The 19,147-nt window shown below is 72.0% G+C and carries 20 protein-coding genes; 1 reads left to right on the top strand and 19 read right to left on the bottom strand.

Annotation, left to right across the window (positions count from 1 at the left end):
- Positions 1–51 precede the first annotated feature (51 nt).
- Positions 52–867 (top strand): M15 family metallopeptidase, encoded by an 816-nt coding sequence (locus K5O09_RS10100; protein WP_222169443.1) that lies wholly within the window; start codon positions 52–54, stop codon positions 865–867.
- A 39-nt stretch (positions 868–906) separates the two neighbouring features.
- Here K5O09_RS10100 and K5O09_RS10105 read toward each other — a convergent pair whose 3' ends face one another.
- From K5O09_RS10105 to ruvX, 19 genes are all read right to left on the bottom strand, one after another.
- Entirely contained in the window at positions 907–1,407 is a 501-nt protein-coding gene (locus K5O09_RS10105) for a hypothetical protein (protein WP_222169444.1), read from the bottom strand.
- Positions 1,404–2,078, bottom strand: a complete 675-nt coding sequence (locus K5O09_RS10110) for a SatD family protein (RefSeq protein ID WP_222169445.1) — start codon at positions 2,076–2,078, stop codon at positions 1,404–1,406. Before K5O09_RS10110 ends, K5O09_RS10105 begins: the two co-directional genes overlap by 4 nt.
- Positions 2,079–2,164: 86 nt before the next feature.
- The gene (gene aroB, locus K5O09_RS10115) at positions 2,165–3,334 is read right to left on the bottom strand and encodes a 3-dehydroquinate synthase (RefSeq protein WP_222169446.1); all 1,170 of its coding nucleotides are present in this window, start codon (positions 3,332–3,334) and stop codon (positions 2,165–2,167) included.
- Positions 3,331–3,897 carry a shikimate kinase gene (locus K5O09_RS10120; protein ID WP_222169447.1) on the bottom strand — a complete coding sequence of 189 codons (567 nt, stop codon included), beginning with the start codon at positions 3,895–3,897 and terminating at the stop codon, positions 3,331–3,333. Before K5O09_RS10120 ends, aroB begins: the two co-directional genes overlap by 4 nt.
- The gene (aroC, locus tag K5O09_RS10125) at positions 3,894–5,084 is read right to left on the bottom strand and encodes a chorismate synthase (RefSeq protein WP_222169448.1); all 1,191 of its coding nucleotides are present in this window, start codon (positions 5,082–5,084) and stop codon (positions 3,894–3,896) included. Before aroC ends, K5O09_RS10120 begins: the two co-directional genes overlap by 4 nt.
- An 81-nt stretch (positions 5,085–5,165) precedes the next feature.
- Positions 5,166–5,975: a hypothetical protein gene (locus K5O09_RS10130; protein ID WP_222169449.1), complete on the bottom strand. Its 810-nt coding sequence runs from the start codon at positions 5,973–5,975 to the stop codon at positions 5,166–5,168.
- Positions 5,975–6,691, bottom strand: coding sequence for a PilN domain-containing protein (locus tag K5O09_RS10135; protein ID WP_222169450.1), 717 nt, complete (start codon positions 6,689–6,691; stop codon positions 5,975–5,977). The genes K5O09_RS10130 and K5O09_RS10135 overlap by 1 nt, the downstream gene beginning before the upstream one ends.
- Positions 6,688–7,743 (bottom strand): type IV pilus assembly protein PilM, encoded by a 1,056-nt coding sequence (gene pilM, locus K5O09_RS10140; RefSeq protein WP_222169451.1) that lies wholly within the window; start codon positions 7,741–7,743, stop codon positions 6,688–6,690. The genes K5O09_RS10135 and pilM overlap by 4 nt, the downstream gene beginning before the upstream one ends.
- 86 nt (positions 7,744–7,829) lie before the next feature.
- Complete coding sequence (locus K5O09_RS10145; protein ID WP_222169452.1) at positions 7,830–8,624, bottom strand: A24 family peptidase; 795 nt, start codon at positions 8,622–8,624, stop codon at positions 7,830–7,832.
- Positions 8,625–8,628: 4 nt separating this feature from the next.
- Entirely contained in the window at positions 8,629–10,230 is a 1,602-nt protein-coding gene (locus tag K5O09_RS10150) for a hypothetical protein (RefSeq protein ID WP_222169453.1), read from the bottom strand.
- Positions 10,231–10,241: 11 nt separating this feature from the next.
- Positions 10,242–10,856, bottom strand: a complete 615-nt coding sequence (locus K5O09_RS10155; protein WP_222169454.1) for a prepilin-type N-terminal cleavage/methylation domain-containing protein — start codon at positions 10,854–10,856, stop codon at positions 10,242–10,244.
- Positions 10,853–11,275 (bottom strand): type II secretion system protein, encoded by a 423-nt coding sequence (locus K5O09_RS10160; protein ID WP_222169455.1) that lies wholly within the window; start codon positions 11,273–11,275, stop codon positions 10,853–10,855. The genes K5O09_RS10155 and K5O09_RS10160 overlap by 4 nt, the downstream gene beginning before the upstream one ends.
- 74 nt (positions 11,276–11,349) lie before the next feature.
- On the bottom strand, positions 11,350–11,790 hold the full coding sequence (locus K5O09_RS10165) for a prepilin-type N-terminal cleavage/methylation domain-containing protein (protein ID WP_222169456.1): 441 nt from the start codon (positions 11,788–11,790) through the stop codon (positions 11,350–11,352).
- Positions 11,791–11,942: 152 nt separating this feature from the next.
- Positions 11,943–13,169, bottom strand: a complete 1,227-nt coding sequence (locus tag K5O09_RS10170; protein WP_222169457.1) for a type II secretion system F family protein — start codon at positions 13,167–13,169, stop codon at positions 11,943–11,945.
- Complete coding sequence (locus K5O09_RS10175; RefSeq protein ID WP_255595216.1) at positions 13,169–14,281, bottom strand: type IV pilus twitching motility protein PilT; 1,113 nt, start codon at positions 14,279–14,281, stop codon at positions 13,169–13,171. Before K5O09_RS10175 ends, K5O09_RS10170 begins: the two co-directional genes overlap by 1 nt.
- Positions 14,282–14,675: 394 nt before the next feature.
- Complete coding sequence (locus tag K5O09_RS10180) at positions 14,676–16,349, bottom strand: GspE/PulE family protein (RefSeq protein WP_222169458.1); 1,674 nt, start codon at positions 16,347–16,349, stop codon at positions 14,676–14,678.
- Positions 16,350–16,469: 120 nt separating this feature from the next.
- On the bottom strand, positions 16,470–17,369 hold the full coding sequence (locus tag K5O09_RS10185) for a shikimate dehydrogenase (RefSeq protein ID WP_222169459.1): 900 nt from the start codon (positions 17,367–17,369) through the stop codon (positions 16,470–16,472).
- The gene (gene mltG / locus K5O09_RS10190) at positions 17,366–18,529 is read right to left on the bottom strand and encodes an endolytic transglycosylase MltG (RefSeq protein ID WP_222169460.1); all 1,164 of its coding nucleotides are present in this window, start codon (positions 18,527–18,529) and stop codon (positions 17,366–17,368) included. Before mltG ends, K5O09_RS10185 begins: the two co-directional genes overlap by 4 nt.
- A complete protein-coding gene (gene ruvX / locus K5O09_RS10195; protein WP_370635421.1) occupies positions 18,526–19,143 on the bottom strand; it encodes a Holliday junction resolvase RuvX in 618 nt (205 codons plus the stop codon). The genes mltG and ruvX overlap by 4 nt, the downstream gene beginning before the upstream one ends.
- Positions 19,144–19,147: the final 4 nt, after the last annotated feature.

Below are 19,147 nucleotides of genomic sequence, written 5' to 3' on the forward strand. Positions count from 1 at the left end.
CACCGCAGCCTGGATGGCACGACGCGGGCCCGGCCGGACACTTCCCACGGCATGAGAGATCCCCGCCCCGTCCACGGCCGCGCCTGCGCGTCCGCCGTCGTCCTCCTCGTCGTCGTCGGCCTCCTGGCGGCCTGCGCCTCCGCGACGCCCGCCGGCGGTGACGCCGCCCCCGTGCCGGAGGGCGTCACCTCCCCGGCCGGCCGGGACCCCGCGGCGGACGACCCGTCCTCACCGGGCCCGGCGCCCGGCGCGCAGGGCGGGCACGCCGGGGACCGGGGGCCCGACCTGTCCGCGCACTCCCCCGACGACCCGTCCAGCCCGTGGGTCGTCGTGAACAAGGCCCGACCGCTCGACCGTGCTTACGTCCCGGAGCTCACCGAGGTCCGCGGCTACCTGCTGCACCCCGCGGCCGCGACCGACCTCACCGCGCTGCTGGCGGCGGCCGAGGAGGACGGCGTCCACCTGACGGTGCGCAGCGCCTACCGGTCGGCTGAGTACCAGGCACGCGTCCACGACGGCTGGGTGGCGCAGCTGGGCAGGGAGCGGGCGGAGCAGGTCTCCGCGCGACCCGGGCACAGCGAGCACCAGACGGGCCTGGCGGTGGACCTGGGCAGCACGACGCAGCCCGGGTGCGACTTCAGCGACTGCTTCGGGTCGACACCCGAGGGTCGGTGGCTCGTGGAGCACGCGACGGACTTCGGGTTCCTGCTCCGGTACACCGCGGCGAACCAGGACCTCACCGGGTTCGCCCCCGAGGGCTGGCACCTGCGGCACGTCGGGCGCGAGCTGTCGGCCCACCTGGCGCGGGAGCGGGTGGACACCCTCGAGGAGCTCTTCGACGTGCCCGGCGGTGACCGGTACCCGTGAGCCGGCGCCCCACCCGGACCCCGGGGCCTGCCGGTGCGGTCAGCGCAGCAGCAACCAGCGTCCCAGCACGCCGACACCCGCGGACCACACCAGCGAGGCGAGGGTCCCGATCACGAACCGCTCGGAGACCGCGGGGTCGTCGCCCGCACGCAGCTCGGGGTAGCGCCCGAGACCCTTGACCGCCACGACGACGGCCACGCCCCCGGGCTCGCCCGCGAGCAGGGTCCCGGTGACGGCCAGGCGCTCCAGCACACCGATCCAGGTGCCGCCGCGCAGCTTCGCGCGTGCCCGGTCGCCGTCCGGCCCGTCCCCGCCGCGGGACGCGCCGCCCTTCGCGCGCCGGTTGACCCGGCCCTTGCGGTAGTCGCGCTGGTGCTCGTTGGCCGGCTCGGCCGCGGAGGTCCCCGCCCGGGGCGCCGGACCGGAGCGGCGCCCGCCGCGGTCGGCGAGCCGCAGCACGCCGGCCGCCGCGACCCAGCCGAGCCCCGCGCTGACGGCCAGCGCGGCCACCACGACCACGGTCCCCCACAGCGGCGTCATGCCGGCTCCTCCCCCTCGACGGCCGCCCCATCGTCCCGGGGTCCGGCCGCGAGGCGGAGCAGGCGCGCCGCGGCGGGGCGGGCGGCGAGCTCCTCGGCCCACAGGGCCGTGCGCAGGCGCTCGCTGACGGCCTGCTGGCTGATGCCCAGCGCGGCGGCGGCGTCCTCCTGCCGCGGCGGCTCGGTGCCGGGCACCGAGGTCATGCGGTCGACGACCGCCCAGCCGGCGGCCGTCCGTCGGGCGACGACGGCGCCGAGCAGCGCGAGCACCGCCTCGGACTCGGCCGCCGCGGACGGGTCGTCGCCGCGGACGGCCACCGGCACGGTGCGCGAGCGGGACTTCGCCGCCTCGACGGCCTCCCGGGCGTGGATGAAGGCCCTCCCGGACGCCTCCCGGGACGACGCGGGCAGCGGCTCGTCGACGCTCCCGGCGCCGATGCCGATGCTCCAGCCGCCGAGCCGCACCAGGTGCAGCGTGAGCGCGACGACGAGCGCAGGGTCCGCCAGCACGGCCTGGACCTCGTCCCCGACGGTGCGCTCGAACGGAAGGACGACCCCTCGGGGCGCCGCCGCGGCGAGCGGGGACGTCTCAGCCCCCAGCGCGTCGAGCAGCGCGCCGACGCGGTCGCCCACGCGTCGGCTGTCCTGCTGGTCGACCGTCATGATCCACATGGGGACAAGGCTACGACCTTGTGAAGTACACATACAAGGTCTGCACCTTGTACAGCACCGAACAAGCCTGGGGCCTTGTGCGGCAGTCAGCCCAGCGAGAGTCCGCGCGGCGCGGAGACGCCCTCGGAGATCTCCGCGTACGCCGCCACGAGCAGCGTCGGGTCGGGACCCTCCAGGCGCGACGGCCGGGCCACGTCGTCGAGCACGACGAACCGCAACCGGTCGCCGCGCGTCTTCTTGTCCCGTCGCATCGCCGCGTGGAGCTGGTCCCAGCGGTCGCCGCGGTACGACGTCGGCAGGCCGAGCCCCTCGAGCACCGACCGGTGCCGCGCGACGACGGTCTCGTCCAGGCGGCCCGCGAGCCGCGCGAGCTCGGCGGCGTACACCATGCCCACCGACACCGCGGCGCCGTGCCGCCACGAGTAGCGCTCCACGTGCTCGATGGCGTGGCCCAGCGTGTGGCCGTAGTTGAGGATCTCGCGCAGCCCCTGCTCGGTGAGGTCCTCCCCCACGACCCGGGCCTTCACCGCCACCGACCGCTCGACGAGCTCGGCCAGCACCGGCGACGCGGCGCCGCGCACCGGGTCGGTGACCTCGTCGCGGTGCGCCTCGACCAGGTCGAGGATGCGCGGGTCGGCGATGAACCCGCACTTCACGACCTCGCCCAGCCCCGCGACGTAGTCGTGCCGCGGCATGCTCTCCAGCGCGGCCAGGTCGCAGAGCACCCCGACCGGCGGGTGGAACGTCCCCACCAGGTTCTTGCCCTCGGCCGTGTTGATGCCGGTCTTGCCGCCGACCGCCGCGTCCACCATCGCGAGCAGCGTCGTCGGCACCTGCACGACCTTCACGCCCCGCAGCCAGGTCGACGCCACGAAGCCCGCGAGGTCCGTCGTCGCACCCCCGCCGAGCCCGACCACCGCGTCGCTGCGCGTGAAGTCCGCCTGCCCCAGCACCTGCCAGCAGAACGCCGCGACCTGCGCCGTCTTGGCCGGCTCCGCGTCCGGGACCTCCGCGAGCAGCGTCTCGAACCCCTGGGCCGTCAGGTCCTCGCGGACCGTCTCGGCCGTCGCGGCCAGCGCCGCGGGGTGGATCACCAGGACCTTCCGGACGCCGTCGCCCAGCAGCCGCGGCAGCTCGCCCAGCAGGTGCCGGCCGATCAGCACGTCGTACGGCTGCGCACCGCGCACCTCGACCGTGCGCGTCGCCGTGCCGCCGGTCGTGCCCGGCACGTCCGCCGAGCCCGTCGTCCCCGTCATGCCCCCGCCCCGTCCTCGTCCGGGCGCCGGTCCGCCAGCGCCTCCTCGACCCGCTCGGCCACCCGCGCCGGCGGGACGCCGTCGGTGGACACCACCACGGACGCCACCCGCTCGTACACCGGCCGGCGCTCCTCCATGAGCTGCTGCCAGCGCGCCCGGGGGTTGCCCAGCAGCAGCGGACGCGACTGGTTGAACCCGACCCGCGGGGCCGCGTGCCGCAGCGACACGTCGAGGAACACCACGACGCCGCCCCGCTCGCGGTACGCGGCCAGCGCCTCCTGGGTGGCCGGGTGCAGGACCGCCCCGCCGCCCAGCGCGAGCACGCCGTCGTGCTCCGCCAGCGCGACGCGCACGGCCTCGTGCTCGAGCTCCCGGAACCGCGGCTCGCCGTCGTCGACGAAGATGTCCGCGACCGCCTTGCCGGCCACGCGCTCGACGTCGGCGTCGGTGTCCCGCGCCGCCAGCCCCCACCGGCGGGCCAGGGCCTGCGCGACGGTCGACTTGCCGGACCCGGGCGGCCCGACCAGGACGACCCGCGGTCCGGGCGTTCCCCCGCCGGTCATCGCAGCAGGTCGGGCACGGACGCGACGTACGCCTCGAGGTTGCGCCGCACCTCCCCGACCGAGTCGCCGCCCGTCTTCTCCAGCAGGGCGTCCGCGACCACGAGCGCGACCATCGCCTCCGCGACGACCGCCGCCGGCGGGACCGCGCACACGTCGGAGCGCTGGTGCTGGGCCTTCGCCGGCTCGCCGCTGGCGGTGTCGACCGTGTCCAGCGCGCGCGGCACCGTCGAGATCGGCTTCATCGCCGCGCGCACGCGCAGCACCTCGCCGTTCGTCATGCCGCCCTCGAGCCCGCCCGCGCGGTTCGAGCGCCGGCGGATCACGCCGTCCGCGTCACGCTCCATCTCGTCGTGCGCCTGCGACCCCCGCCGCGTCGCCGTGCGGAAGCCGTCGCCGACCTCCACGCCCTTGATCGCCTGGATGCCCATGAGCGCACCCGCGAGCCGCGCGTCCAGCCGCCGGTCCGCGTGCACGTACGAGCCCAGGCCCGACGGCAGCCCGTACACGAGCACCTCCACGACGCCGCCGAGGGTGTCGCCGTCCTTGTGGCACTCGTCGATCTCGGCCACCATCGCCGCCGACGTCGCCGCGTCGAAGCAGCGCACCGGGTCCGCGTCGAGCGCCGTGACGTCGTCCGGGCCGGGCAGCGCCGCGTCGTCCGGGACCGCCACCGGCCCGATGCCCACCACGTGCGACACCAGCCGGACGCCCGCCGCCTGCTCCAGGAACCGCGCCGCGACCGTCCCGAGCGCCACCCGCGTCGCCGTCTCCCGCGCGGACGCCCGCTCCAGCACCGGACGCGCGTCGTCGAACGCGTACTTGCGCATCCCGACGAGGTCCGCGTGGCCCGGCCGCGGCCGCGTCAGCGGGGCGTTGCGCGCGCGGTTCAGCTTCTCCGGGTCGTCCACCGGGTCCGCCGACATCACGTCGACCCACTTCGGCCACTCGGTGTTGCCGATCTCGATCGCCACCGGGCCGCCCTGCGACAACCCGAGCCGCACGCCGCCGAGGATGCGCACCTCGTCCTGCTCGAACTTCATGCGCGCGCCGCGGCCGTACCCCAGCCGCCGCCGCGCCAGCGCGTCGCGGATGTGAGCCGACTCGACCTCGACACCCGCGGGGAGACCCTCCAGGACGCCCACCAGGGCGGGGCCGTGCGACTCACCGGACGTCAACCAACGGAGCATGGTCGCGATCCTCCCATGTCGGGCGGGCAGCACCGCGCCCCGGTCCACGGGGTGGGCCGGGGCGCGGGGAGGGGTGCCGGGTCAGGCGTCGGCACCGAGCGCGGGCTTGCCCGGGTCGAGCGGGGGAAGGCTCCCGTCCTGCTCCGGTGCCGTGAGCCCGGCGGGGTCGATGAGGACGTACAAGTTGCCGGTGATCGTCAGCTCGACGTCGCCGCGAACCGTAGCGGGCCGCCCGTCGGCGGCCTCCGCGTCGTCCTGCCCGAAGCCCTCCAGATCGGTGACGAGGAACAGGCGCCCGTCCGCGCTCTGCAGGTCGGAGATGAACCCGAGCGAGCTGACGAAGTTCCCGAGGACGGTGATCGTGACCGGCACGGCCACGAACCCATCAGGACCTGGGACGGCGGCCGTCGGCGTCTCCGCCGTCGACTTGTCTGCGTTCTCCCCCCCCGACGTGTCATCGGGACTCGCCGACGGCTCGGGACTCGGCGACGCGCTCGAGGCGTCGGTGGGCGCCGGCTCGGGTGTCAGTGCCCCCCGGTTGTCGACGACGCTCATCGGGTCGGCGACCTCGACGTTGACCGTCGGGATCTGGCGTGCGGTCTGGATCTCGTCGACCCACCGCAGGAAGTCGTCCACCTGAGCTGTGGTCGGTATGCCGACCTGCAGTTGCGCGAGCTCCGCCTTCAGCTCCGGGAGCTTGGCGGAGTCCGCCGACAACTGATGCAGCTTCGCCTCCAGCTGGACGTTCTGCGCACGGGTCGTCTCACTCTCCGCCGTCAGCCGCGCCGACTCGTCCAGCACCGGCGACACGCCGAGGAACCAGGTGCCGACCAGAGCCACGACGCCAATGAATGCCGCACCGGCGATCCAGGTTCCCCTCTTCGCGCCCATCAGCCGTCGCTCCCCTCGGTCGTGCCGGCACCGTCCGGCCGCAGGTAGCGGTTCGAGTACGCGTCCTGCGTGACGAAAACCGACAGGGTGACCCGGTAGAAGACCGCACCGTCCTCCTCCGCGACCTCCGCTGTCGAGAACCACGGCGACACGAATCCTGGCATCGTCTCGAGCGTCTCCATGAGCGTCGCCGTGTCCGGCAGCACCGTGCTGCGCAGCGTCAGCGAGATGGCACCGGTCGGCGCGAAGCGCAGCGCGTTCCCACTCGCGACCTCCGGGTCGATCACGCTGGGCTGGTCGACGACGAAGCCCTCGATCTTCATGTCGTTGGGCAGCAGCGCGGCGATCGCGCCGATGCGCTCGGCCCACAGGACGTCGGTCGCCATCCCCATCTCGCGCGCCGTCCACGCCCGGTTCAGCGCTGACTCCACCTGCGGCAGCTCGGCGTACTTCGCGATCTGGACCTGGAGGTCGGCCGTGCGCTGTTGCTCGCGAGCGAGCTCGTCCTGGGCGTCGCTGCGCTGGAGAGCCGCATACCCGTACATCGCGGCACACAAGGCCAGGACCGCCACGAGAGCGATGGCGAGCCAACGCTGCAGGACCCGCAACCCGCGCGCGGAGCGCACCTCGGGCGGTAGCAGGTTGACTTGTGGCGGACGCCCGAGGATCGGGACGACGGCGGCACCCTGGTCGTGGGCGAGCTCGGTGACGCTCATGCTGCAACTCCGAAGGCGAGGCCGACCGGCATCGTGACCCGCGACTCGAACCCCGAGAGGTCAGGGCCCTTCTTGGGCCGCCGGACTCCCACCAGCGCGTCGCCGAGCGCGACGGGGAGCCGACTGGCCGACGAGAGGTACTGACCGAGCCCGGGAAGGTGAGCGCCACCCCCCGTCAGGACGACCCCCTCGATCCCCGCGCCCGGATGGTTGCCCTGGTAGTACACGAAGGTGTTGCGGATCGCCTCGACCAGCGTCCTCGTCACGGCGCCGATCGCTTCGCCGGCCGCCTCCTGCCCGGATGGGTACTGGTGCGCCACGCCCAGCTCCCGCTTGATGGTCTCGGCGTCGGGGACGGCGACGCCGAGACCGCTCGCAATCGCCTGGGTCACGTTCTGGCCACCCGACGGCAGTGTTCGGACCAGGCGCGGGATGCCGTGCGCAGACACGATCACGTCGGTGACCGCCGCGCCGATCTCGACGAACGCGACGACCCGCGAACCCAAATCACCCCGGGCAAGGGCCCTCAGCAGCGCGAAGGCGTTGAGGTCGACCATCGTGGGACGCAGACCGGCCCCCTCGACAGCCACGACGTTCGCGTTGACGGTGTCCCGCTGGGCGGCGACGAGCATGCCGCGCAGGGTGCGGCCCTGCGGCCCCGAGACCTCATCCGTCGGGAAGAAGTCGAGAAGTGCCTCATCGGTCGACATCGGGAGCGACTCCTGCACCTGGAAGGGCAGGGTCTCCCTGATCTGAGCCGGCGGCATCCACGGCAGCTCGATCTCGCGCACGAGGACCCGCTGGTTCCCGACGCCGATGACGACATCGCGGGTACTGAACTTCGCCCGCGACCAGAGCTGGCGCAGGATCGTCGAGACCGTTGCCGGCTCGGCCACCTCACCGTCGCGTACCGCGCCGTGCGGCAACGGCGCCTCCGCGTAGCGCAGGAGAGTCGCTGACTGACCGGTCTTGCCGCGGCCGCTGAACTCCAGCTCGGCCGCCCGCACCGCGGTCGTACCGATGTCGAGTCCGATCACGCGGGTGCTCGCCACGTCGGCCTCTCCTCCCTGTCGGTGGTCTTCCGTGCTATCGGCCGCACACCCCGCCCACTTGAGACGTCGCGCTGACGACCACCTGGTCAGATCACGAGGTCGACGTACCAGCCCGAGATCTGCGCCCCCACCAGCAGACCGGTAGCCGCGCCCAGCAGCATCCAGGGCCCGAACGGGATGGCCGTCCTGCGCCCCGCTCGCCGCCCAGCGACCAGACTGATGCCGACGATGCCACCCAGCAGGAAAGCAGCGAACCACCCCACGACGAGGTTGCCCCACCCAGCCCACGCGAGGTACATCCCGAGGACGCCGGCGAGCTTGACGTCGCCCTGTCCCATGCCCCGCGGGTACAGCAGCACGATCAGCAGGTACACCGCGAACATGACGGCGCCGCCCGTCACGGCCCGGACCAAAGCGCCCCAGTCAGACGCGCCACCCGGGTTCCAGCTAGCGAGGGCGAGCAGCACCAGCGCCATGGGGTACGAGGGCAGGACGAGCTTGTCCGGCAGGCGCTGGGAGTCCAGGTCGATCAGCGCGAGCGCCACGCCGATCGCGGTCAGGTAGAGATAGGCCGGAAGCACCCAGCTCGGGCCTGCCGACCAGCCGACGGTGGCGAACAGTGCAGCTGTCCCGGCCTCGACGGCCGGGTACCGCGACGAGATCGACTCCCCGCAGTCGCGGCACCGTCCGCGCAGCACCAGCCACGACAGGACCGGCACGTTGTCACGGGCGCGGATCTCGTGCCTGCAACGGGGGCAGGCCGAGCGTGGGCTCACGACGGACTCACCCCGCGGGACCCGCCAGACGACGACGTTGAGGAACGAGCCGATCGCGAGGCCGAGGACTCCGCAGAGCAAGGCGGTGAGCGCCTGGACAGGCACCTCGTCAGCCCCGGTCGCGCTCGAACGACACCGACCAGGGTGTGGCTGCCGGGTCCACGACCGAACCGACCGGTGTGTACGTGAGGTTCACGGAGGTGCTGAACGCCATGGTGCAGCCATACATCTGGCCGGTGAGAACAGGCGTGTTCTTCACCGAGATCGGACGGGCGGAGTACATCAGCACGGCGAGCTTCGGGTCTTGGGTCCAGGTGCCTGACGTGAGCTCGATCCCCGGCGACGCGGTCGAGCTACACGTCGTAGCAGCTGCGGGCCAGGGGTTCACGAGGTAGACGCTGTGCTTCTGCCCGTCGCCCGAGGTGAACTTGATGTTCCCGTTCTGGTTGATCTGATTGGCCACGATCACGAGGTCGGCCTTCAGCTCAAACCAGAGCGACATGCCGAGGGTGACGCCGCCCGCACACTCTGTTCGCGTATCGAAGCGCGTGTTCGCGGAGATGACGATCGGCGACGGATACCGATTCCCGCCCCAGTTCAGGTTGCACGCGCCGGGCTTCGAACCGGAGCTCATCGCGTCGAGGACGGTGCTGCCCCAGGGCTTCGTCGTGAAGCCGGAGGTGATCGAGGGGTCGTCGGCGGTGAGTCGCGGGAACTCGTTCGCCGCAGACACCGGGTACGCGGGCGGGGCCGCGACGGTCTGGTTCTCGGCGAGCCGCGGGCCCCACGCCGAGACGATGGCGGCCCGGTGCGACCCGCTGACCACACCGCCGAGGGTGATGGTGTTCACCGTCGTGGACGGGACGCCGTTGACGAGCAGCGAGCCGCGCGCCAGCACCGACGTGCCGAGCTTGGTCCCGCCGTTCGGCATGACGACGTTGGTCCCCGCGTGGGTCATGCCGGCGACGTCGCACGGGTTGCTCTGGAAGGTCGCGGTCTTCCCGACGAGCAGGTTGCCGCCGATCGTCGTGCCGGCTGAGCACTGGAAGTCACCTTCGGTCAGGACCGAGCCGTTCACCGTGCACGGGGAGCTGGAGAAGTTGATGTCGCCGCGCGCGTACAGACTGCCCTGCAGTGTCATCGCTGATGCGCAGTTGAACTTGCCCTCGGTGAAGATGTCCGCCGAGTTCGTCCCCGTGCTGTCGTACACGGAGACGTTGGTGCTCACGTTGACGCCGTTCAGCCCGAACATGGCCTTGCTGAACTTGGGCGAGCCGGCAGGTTTCGTGAACAGAGCCTCCACCGTGCGGACATCCCCGTCGTCCGAGCCGACACCACGTGCCGTCGCTCGTCCGGCCGAGACAAGGAACACAGAACGCGAGCTCGCGGTCGGGCACGCGACCGGCAGGGCCGCCGTGGCGTCACCGGCATTCGACGGATGGAGGGTCACGGTGTAGCCGGGGTTCGTCCCCGTCACGGTTCCTGAGACGCACGTCCCCGCCGCAAGCATCGCGCGGACGTCGTCGATGCCGGTCTGGGCCGCCGCCTTCGCCTGCACGGACGCGCGCGTCGCCGTGGTCGAGCCGATCGACCGCAGCGTGGCCGTCAGCATCAGCGAGACGATCAGCGCACCGAGCAGCATGAGCCCGATCACCGAGGCCAGAGCGAAACCCTCGTCATTGCCGGGCCGGCCCGGCAGCAGCCTTCGCATCCCTACTCCCGTCACGAGAAGCACCCACCTTTGCCCGAGTGCGCCTGCGGCAACCGCACCACCTCGGTGTCCATACGTACAGCCTCGATGTCATCAGGCTGACCCGTACGCGACGCGACCATCGCGATCCGCACCGACCCGCTCGGTTGCAGGGTGAAGACCGGTTGGCTCCCGTCCGTCACGACGTTCTCGACCAGCACCGTCCACCCGGCGGCCTCGGGGTCGGTGACGACATCCAGCGCCGTTCCCTGCGGGCGGATCGTCCAATAGAGCGTCCCGGCGTCTCCCGCATCCGCCGCGGGTACGTAACGCCACGCCTGGCAGCGCCACGCGGATGTGCTGGTGCCGCCGCCAGTAAGCGCGACCATGAGCCGCCCGCTGTCGCTGACCTCGATGCCGTCCGCCGTGGAGTTGCGTACCCCGCGCTGGATCCCGGAGAAGGCGGCCTGCACCTCGCTGCCGGTCTGACCGGTGTCGACGACTCGACGCTGCTGCCCGATCAGCATGATCAGGCCGCCGGTGACCATGGCGAGCACGAGGAGACCCACGGTCATCGCGACGAGGAGCTCGACGAGAGTGAAGCCGCCCTCCCGGGTCGTGTCGAGCCGATGGCGCGGGCGGTTCACGGCAGGTACACCCGCGTCCTCGTCGAAGCGAGCTCCGTCCCGTCGCGGAACAGACCGGTGTCACCGACGGCCGTCACGCGCACCACCACCGTGGCGACCGACTTCGCGGTGCAAGCTCCGGTGACAGTCACCGCGCGCCGCATCGTCACTCCGCGCTGGTCCGTGCTCGTCGTGAGGCCCGGGGAGCCGCTGACGAGCGACGAGCAGCTCGCGAGGCCTCCCGCGTCCAGCTGCGCCCGCGCCGCGTCGTTGCCTGCCGCGGCCACCTGGGTGGCGGAGGAGATCGTGGTCATCTTGCCCGTCGCGACGACGGTGCCGATCACGAGCGGGGCGAGTACGGCGAGCAGGATGCCCGCGAGCGTCAGTGCCACGACGACCTCGATCATGCTGAAGCCGGACTCCTCGTCACGGTTGCGCACCCCGCACCTCCTCCACATACCGGTGCCGGAGGCACGCCGCCGCGGCGTGCCTCCGGCAGGAGACGAGACGAGTCTCAGCTCTCGGTGATCGAACCGGCCTGGTCGGTCTCGAACGTCTTCCCGTTCGCCGAGGAGACGGAGATGCTGAACGTGCCCGCTGCCATGTCGACGGTGCCGCTCACGAACTCCACGCCGTCGCTCACGGCGACGCTGGTCGCGGTCGCGCCCGTCACGCCCGACGGGGTGATGACCACGGGGTTCGACCCGGCGGCGCTGAATCCGATGCCGGTCGCGTCGGGGTACTCCGACAGCACGACGGCGACATTCGTCCGCAGGGTCGACAGGTCCGCCTTAGCCGCGGACTCCTTCGCCTTGTTCTGCTGGTTGAGGTACAGCGGGACCGCGATCGCGGCCAGGATGCCGATGATGATGACCACGACGAGGAGCTCGACGAGGGTGAAGCCCTTCTCGCCGTCCTCGCGCTTGGCGAGCGCCTTGCGGACGTAACCGACCATGACACTTCCGATCTGCTTCAAAGGGATACCAGCACAGGCGCGAGGTGTTTCACGGAGAACCGCCCCGCATCACCTCACACCCACGTCATCGGCCCTGTGACCGACCGACTTGAGTGGTCCGCACAGGAGCGCGGGCGATTCACTCTTTGGAGCTACTGGATGAGCTCGAAGATCGAGAACATCGGCATGTAGAGGGCGACGATCATGCCACCGACGAGGCCACCGACGGTGACGATCATCAGTGGCTCGATGAGGCTGGTGAGCGACTCGGTGGTCTGCTCGACCTCCTGGTCGTAGAACTCCGAGATCTTGCTCAGCATCGTCTCCAGCGCTCCCGCGTCCTCCCCCACGGCGATCATCTGCGTGACCATCGGCGGGAAGACATCGTGGTGCAACAGGGGCTCCGCGAGGGACGAGCCGCGGCGCACGGACTCCCGCACATCCTTGACCGCGTGCTCGATCACCCAGTTGCCACTCGTCTGGCCCACGATGTCGAGCGCCTGGAGCAGCGGTACACCTGCAGCGATCATGGTGCCGAAGTTGCGGGTGAATCGGGACACTGCGATCTTCCGGATGAGTCCCCCGAAAACAGGAAGGCGCAGTTTGATCGGATCAAGTCGCTGGCGGATTCCGGTGTCGTTCTTGTGCCTGCTCCACCACGCGAGGAACACCGCAGCCGCCACCACAAGAACCGGCGCGAGCCACTTCATGATCCCCGACAGCCACACCAGGAACCTCGTCGGCGCCGGGAGCGTCCCACCGAGGTCCGCGAACATTCCCTCGAAGATCGGCACGATGAACAGCAGCATGCCGATCATCGCCAGGATCGCGATGCAGAGCACGACGACCGGGTAGGCCAGGGCAGACTTGATCTGGCCGCGCAGCTTGACCTCGGCCTCGAAGTTCTCGGCCACCGACAGCAGCGACCGCTCGAGGAACCCACCGGTCTCACCCGCACGCACCATGTTGATCATGAGCGGAGGGAAGACTTGTGGGTGCTTCTCGAGCGAGGCCGAGAGCGAGAGGCCGACCTCGACGTCGCTGCGCACCTGCCCGAGGACCTTGGACAGCGCCTTGTTCTCCGTCTGCTCCGCCAGGATGCCGAGGGTCCGGATCAGCGAAAGCCCGGCTGACACCATCGTCGCCATCTGGCGGGAGGTCACTGCCAGGTCCTTGAGGCCTATCCGCGCGCCGAGGCCAGGAATGGTGATCTCGCGCTGGAGGCCGGTCGTCTGCACCTCGGCGACGGACACGGGCGCGAGGCCCATGCTCTTGAGCCGACGGGCGACCGCAGCCTGGTCGTTGGCGTCGATGCGGCCCTTGACGAGCTTGCCGGAGCGGTCGCGGACCGCGTACTCGAACGTCTTCGTGTCCGCCATCAGACGCCCGCCTGACCGAAGGCGTCCCCAGCGAACCCGTTGCCGGCACCCATTCCCGCGGCACCCTGGCTCACCCCGGAGAACCGCCCGGTGAGCCGGTTGAAGTCCTCGACGTGGTGCGCGCGCTCCAGACCGGACTCGTAGGTGATGCGACCCGTCCGCACGAGCTCGGCCAGGTGCTGGTCCATCGTGTGCATGCCGTGCTGCGCGCCGGCCTGCATCGCCGAGTACACCTGATAGGTCTTGCCCTCGCGGATGAGGTTCCGGATGGCAGCGGTGGCCACCATGACCTCGGTCGCCACCACGCGCCCCGGCGCATCAGCACGCTTGCACAGCGTCTGGCTCACCACGCCCTGCAGAGCACCGGCCAGCTGGGTGCGCACCTGCGCCTGCTGGTGCGCCGGGAAGACGTCGATCACACGGTCGATCGTCTGCGCCGCATCCTGCGTGTGCAGGGTCGCAAAGACCAAGTGCCCGGTCTCCGCAGCGGTGAGCGCGACGGAGATCGTCTCGAGGTCGCGCAGCTCGCCGACCAGGATGATGTCCGGGTCTTGGCGCAGCACGTGCTTGAGCGCGGCGGCGAACGAGTGCGTGTCCTCCCCCACCTCTCGCTGGTTGATCAGCGACTTCTTGTGGCGGTGCAGGAACTCGATCGGATCCTCGACGGTCATGATGTGGTCGGCCCGCGTGCGGTTGGCGAGGTCGATGATCGCAGCAAGAGTCGTCGACTTGCCGGACCCCGTGGGCCCGGTGACGAGGACGAGCCCGCGCGGGAGGCCGGCGAAGTTGGCGACCACCGGGGGAACGCCCAGCTGCTCCAGCGGCTTGATCTCGTACGGGATCACCCGGAACGCCGCACCGAGCGACTCGCGTTGCTGGTAGAGGTTGACGCGGAACCGGGCCAGTCCCCGCAGGGAGTAGGAGAGGTCGAGCTCGAGGTTCGCCTCGAACTTCTCGCGCTGCTTCTGCGTCAGCACCGAGTACAGAGTCCGGCGGAGCGCGTCGGGTTGCAGGACGTCGAAGCCGTCGAGCGCCTGCAGCGACCCTGCCACGCGCACCGTAGGTGGAGCACCCGAGGTCAGGTGGAGGTCGGAGGCGCCCGCATGGACCATCGCAGCGAGCGCGGCGTCGATATCGAGATCGCCCTGATCTCGCTGATAGCCCATTCCCGCACGGCCGACCGAATCGCGCTGTCGGTTGCGGAGGCCCGGCTCTGACGGCCCCCTCGACCCTTCTGGCACCGACGGTGCGCCCGCAGGCACAGGTCCTCCCGCCGTCCCCGGTGGCCTGCCGAATCCGGTCGTCACGCCCGACATCTCCCGCGGCGACACGGGCGGCACCTGAGCCGCGGCGGGCGGAACGGCCCCGTGCACGGCCCCGTAGCCTTCGCTCACCTGTCGGCTCCCTTCGTGCCTGCGCGCCGGATGCGGCTCCGCATCCCCTCATCGGTGCTCTTCAGCGGATTCTTGAGTCCTGAACGGCCGGTCCACCCGGACGCCGGTCCGTTCACGCGACCACCCGCAGGATCTCCTCGATCGAGGTCTGCCCCAGCACGACCTTCTGCCACCCGTCGTCGCGCAGCGTGATCATCCCCTGCTCCCGCGCCGTCGCCGCGATCTCGGCGGACGACGACCGCGCGACGGCGTGCCGCTCGATGTCCTCGGTGACGCGCATGACCTCGTGCAGCGCGACGCGCCCCCGGTACCCGGTCCGGGAGCACGCGACGCACCCCTCGGGCCGGAACAGCTCGGGCAGCGCCTCCCCCGGCACCCACGGGAACCGCGCCGAGATGAGCTCCGTCTCCGTGGGGACGTAGGGCTCCTTGCACTTCTCGCACAGCCGCCGCGCGAGCCGCTGGGCGACGACGGCGTCCAGCGCCGACCCGACGAGGAACGGCTCGATCCCCATCTCCACGAGCCGCGTCACCGCGGACGGCGCGTCGTTGGTGTGCAGCGTCGACAGCACCAGGTGGCCCGTGAGCGCGGCCTCGATGGCGATCTGCGCGGTCTCGTGGTCGCGGATCTCTCCGAGGAGGACGACGTCGGGGTCGGACCGCAGGATGGAGCGCAGCGCGCCGGCGAACGTGAGGCCGGCCTTCGGGTTGACCTGCACCTGGTTGATGCCGGCGAGCCGGTACTCGACGGGGTCCTCGACGGTGATGACGTTGATCTCGGGCCGGGAGACGGCGTTCAGCGTCGCGTACAGCGTCGTGGACTTGCCCGAACCGGTGGGGCCGGTGACGAGGATCATGCCGTAGGGCTTGGTGTACGCCTCGCGGTAGGTGGCGTAGTTGTGCTCGAGGAACGCGAGGTCACGCAGGTCGAGCGACGCCGTCGAGTTGTCGAGGATGCGCATGACGATCTTCTCGCCCCACACGGTGGGCAGCGTCGCGACGCGGAGGTCGATCTTGCGGCCGTTGTGCGTCACCGACATGCGGCCGTCCTGCGGCTTGCGCCGCTCGGCGATGTCGATGTCCGACAGGATCTTCACCCGCGAGATCACGCCGCCCTGGATCTGCTTCGGGGAGCGCTGCATCTCGTGCAGCACGCCGTCGATGCGGTACCGGACGCGCAGGTCGTGCTCGGTGGGCTCGATGTGGATGTCCGACGCGCGGTCGGAGATCGCCTGGGTGACGAGCAGGTTGACGTACCGGACGATCGGGGCGTCGTCCTCGACGACGTCGCCGACCCTCGACAGGTCGACGTCCTGCGGCGCCTGCTCCTCCTCGAACGCCGAGGACAGGTCCTCCATCTCGCCGTCCGCGCGGCAGAACCGGTCGATCGCCCGCGTGAGGTTCTCGAACGTCGCGACGATCGGCAGCACCGTCATCCCCGACACCGTCCGCACGTCGTCCACCGCGACGACGTTGCCGGGGTCCGCGGTGGCCAGCACCAGCGCGCCCTCCTGGAACGCCACCGGCAGCACCGTGTAGCGCCGGCACAGCGCCGCGGGGACCATGGACACCGCGGCGCGGTCCACCGGGTAGTCGTCGAGGTCGACGAACGCCATGCCGACCTGCCGTGCGAGCGCCGCCACGAGCTGGCCCTCGGTGAGCACCCCGATCTCGACCAGCGTGCGGCCGAGCGACTGCCCGCGCACCAGCTGCTCGTCCAGGGCGGCCATCAGCTGCGCCTCGGTGACCAGCCCCTCGTCCAGCAGGATCTCGCCGAGCTGCTTCACCCCGTGTCCCTTCGTCCCGGGCGCAGGTCGTGCACCTGCCCCGAAGGGACCATCGGCAGGAGGGCGGGGGGAGATGAGGGACCGTCGGGCACCGGCGCGCCCGGCGGGTCCCCGGGCGGCTCAGCCCGCGGGCGCCTCAAGGGCCTCGCCGAGCGCGGCGGCCATCGCGTCGAGCGGCCCGGGACGTCCCGTCATGAGGCGCACCTGCTCGACGGCCTGGTGCAGCAGCATCCGCTCCCCCGGCACGGCGACGCCGCCCCGGGTCTCCCACGCGTCCGCCAGCGCGGTGCGGCGCGGGTCGTACGCGACGTCGAGCAGCACGCCGGGCGCTGCGCCGGCTCCGGCGCCCGCACCGGCGCCCGCGAGCTCCGCCGCCAGCCCGTCCGCGGCGTGCGGCGGTAGCGTCGACACCACGAGGTCGGCCCGCGCCAGGGCGCCCACCGCCTCCGTGAGGGGCCGGAGCACCGGCTCGACACCCATCCGGTGCGCGGCCCGCGCGAGCCCGCCGGTGCGCCCGATCGAGCGCACGAGCACGACCGGCGTGGTGCAGCCGAGCTCCGCCAGGGCGGCCAGCGTCGACGCCGCGGTGGCGCCCGCCCCCAGGACGACGGCGGTTCGCCCCCCGGTGGGTGGGACCGCCGCCTGCCCGCGCACGGCGAGCCCCTCGGTGAGCGCCGCGACGATGCCGTGCACGTCCGTGTTGGCACCCGTGAGGACCGGGCGCCGGCCACCGGGCTGCACGAGCACGGTGTTGACCGCCCCGACCACGCCCGCGAGCGGCTCGACGTGGTCGAGCAGCGGCATGACGGCCTGCTTGAGCGGCATCGTCACGCTGAGCCCCGCCCAGCTGTCGTCGAGCGCCGCGACGAACCCGGGCAGGGCGTCCTCCGTGACGTCGACCGCGTCGTAGCGCCAGCCCTCCAGGCCGAGCGCCGCGTACGCGGCCCGGTGCAGCCGGGGCGACAGGGAGTGCGCGACCGGGTGGCCCAGGACGGCCGCCCGGCGGGGAGCGGTCGTCACTGGTTCGCGGCCTGCCACTCCCGCAGCTCGTCCACGTAGGTCTGGTGCTCCGCGAACGTCTCCGAGAACTTGGTCTCCCCCGTGTCGAGGTTCACCGTCGCCCAGTACAGCCACGGCCCGTCGGCGGGGTGCAGCACCGCGTCGATGGAGGCCTCGCCGGGTGAGGCGATCGGCGTCGGCGGCAGGCCCAGCACCTTGTACGAGTTGTACGGGTTGTACGGCGGCTGGGCGTCGCGGGTGTCGGCGTACGTGAGGTCCGCGCCGGACTTGCCGAGCCCGTACGCCACGATCGCGTCGATCTGCAGCGGCATCTCGATGTCCAGCCGGTTCTGGATCGCGCGGGCCATCTTCGGCCGGTCCTCGTCGAGCTTGCCCTCGCGCTCGACGATCGACGCCTTGTTCAGCACCGTCTCCCACTGGTCCTGCGGGACCTGCTTCTCGGTGAGCACCGCGACGGTGCGCGCGACCATCTGCGACAGCACCTCGGTGGCGCTCGTGCCGGGCTCGATCTCGTAGGTCGCGGGGAACAGCCAGCCCTCGACGTTGCCGTTCGCCTCCGCCGGCAGCCCGATCGCGGCGGTGTCGGCCGCGGCTGCCTCCAGGTCCTCCACGGGGATGGTCGCGATCTCGTACACGCGCTGGTAGATCTGCTGCGCGGTGTAGCCCTCAGGGATCGTCACGCGGTTGGACACGCGGTTCTCCGCGTCGAGCAGCGCGTTGACGGCGTCGCTGGCCTTCATCTCGAGCTGCAGCGCGTACGTGCCGGGCTGGATCGACTGCGCGTTCGGGTTCGTCGCGTACGCGTCGGAGAACGCGCGCGCGGTCGCGACCACGCCCGCCTCGGCCAGGGTCTGCCCGATCGCACCGCCGGTGTCGCCGGACGCGACGGTCACCTGGACCTCGCCGCTGCCGGGACCCGGGTAGTCCTGGACGGTCTGCTCGGCGTCGTCGCCGGAGAACAGCCCACCGACCACGCTCCAGACGACGAACGCGGCGCCGCCGACGAGGGCAAGGGCGAGCACGAGGACGACGACGGAGCGCCGACGGCGCGTCTTGCGCTGCCGGACGTGCTGCTCCTTCGTGTCCCTGCGGGAGCGGCGCGAGGGCGGGGGGGCCTCGCCGTGCTCCTGCTCCGGAGCCCCGAGGAAGAGGTCACTCACTCCGCTGTCCCTTCGGTGTGTCCTGCCTGACCTGCGTCCCCCAGACCCCCCTGGCGCCGACCCGGGGCGTCCTCCGTGCGGGTCGCCGTGACCCGCTCACCGGGCCGGCGGCCCGAGGAACGCTCCGCGTCCAACGCGGTCTGCAGGATGACGACGGCGGCCGCCTGGTCGACCACCGCGCGATGACGACGACCCGACCGGCCGGACGCGTGCAGCGCCTGGTGAGCGCTCACCGTGCTCATGCGCTCGTCGACCAGCCGCACCGGGACCGGCGCGACAGCCGTCGCCAGCGTCCCAGCGTACGCGCGCGCGGCCTGTGCCGCAGCGCCTTCCGTGCCGGACAGGTGCCGCGGCAGGCCGACGTAGACGGCCGCGGCGGCCCGCTCGGCCACCTCCGCGACGACCTGCGCGAGGTCGAGGGGCAGGTCACCGGGGGCGGGACGACGCGTGTCGCGTGCGAGCGTGGCGACCGGCGTGGCGACGAGGCCGTCCGGGTCGCTGGCCGCGAGGCCGACCCGCACGGAGCCCACGTCGACGGCCAGGCGCGCGCCCCGGACCACCACGTCGGCGTCCGGGACCTCGTCGTCCCCCGGCGCGCGGCCCGAGCCGTGCACGCCG

The organism is Cellulomonas sp. C5510, assembly GCF_019797765.1.
Taxonomy (GTDB): Bacteria; Actinomycetota; Actinomycetes; order Actinomycetales; family Cellulomonadaceae; genus Cellulomonas.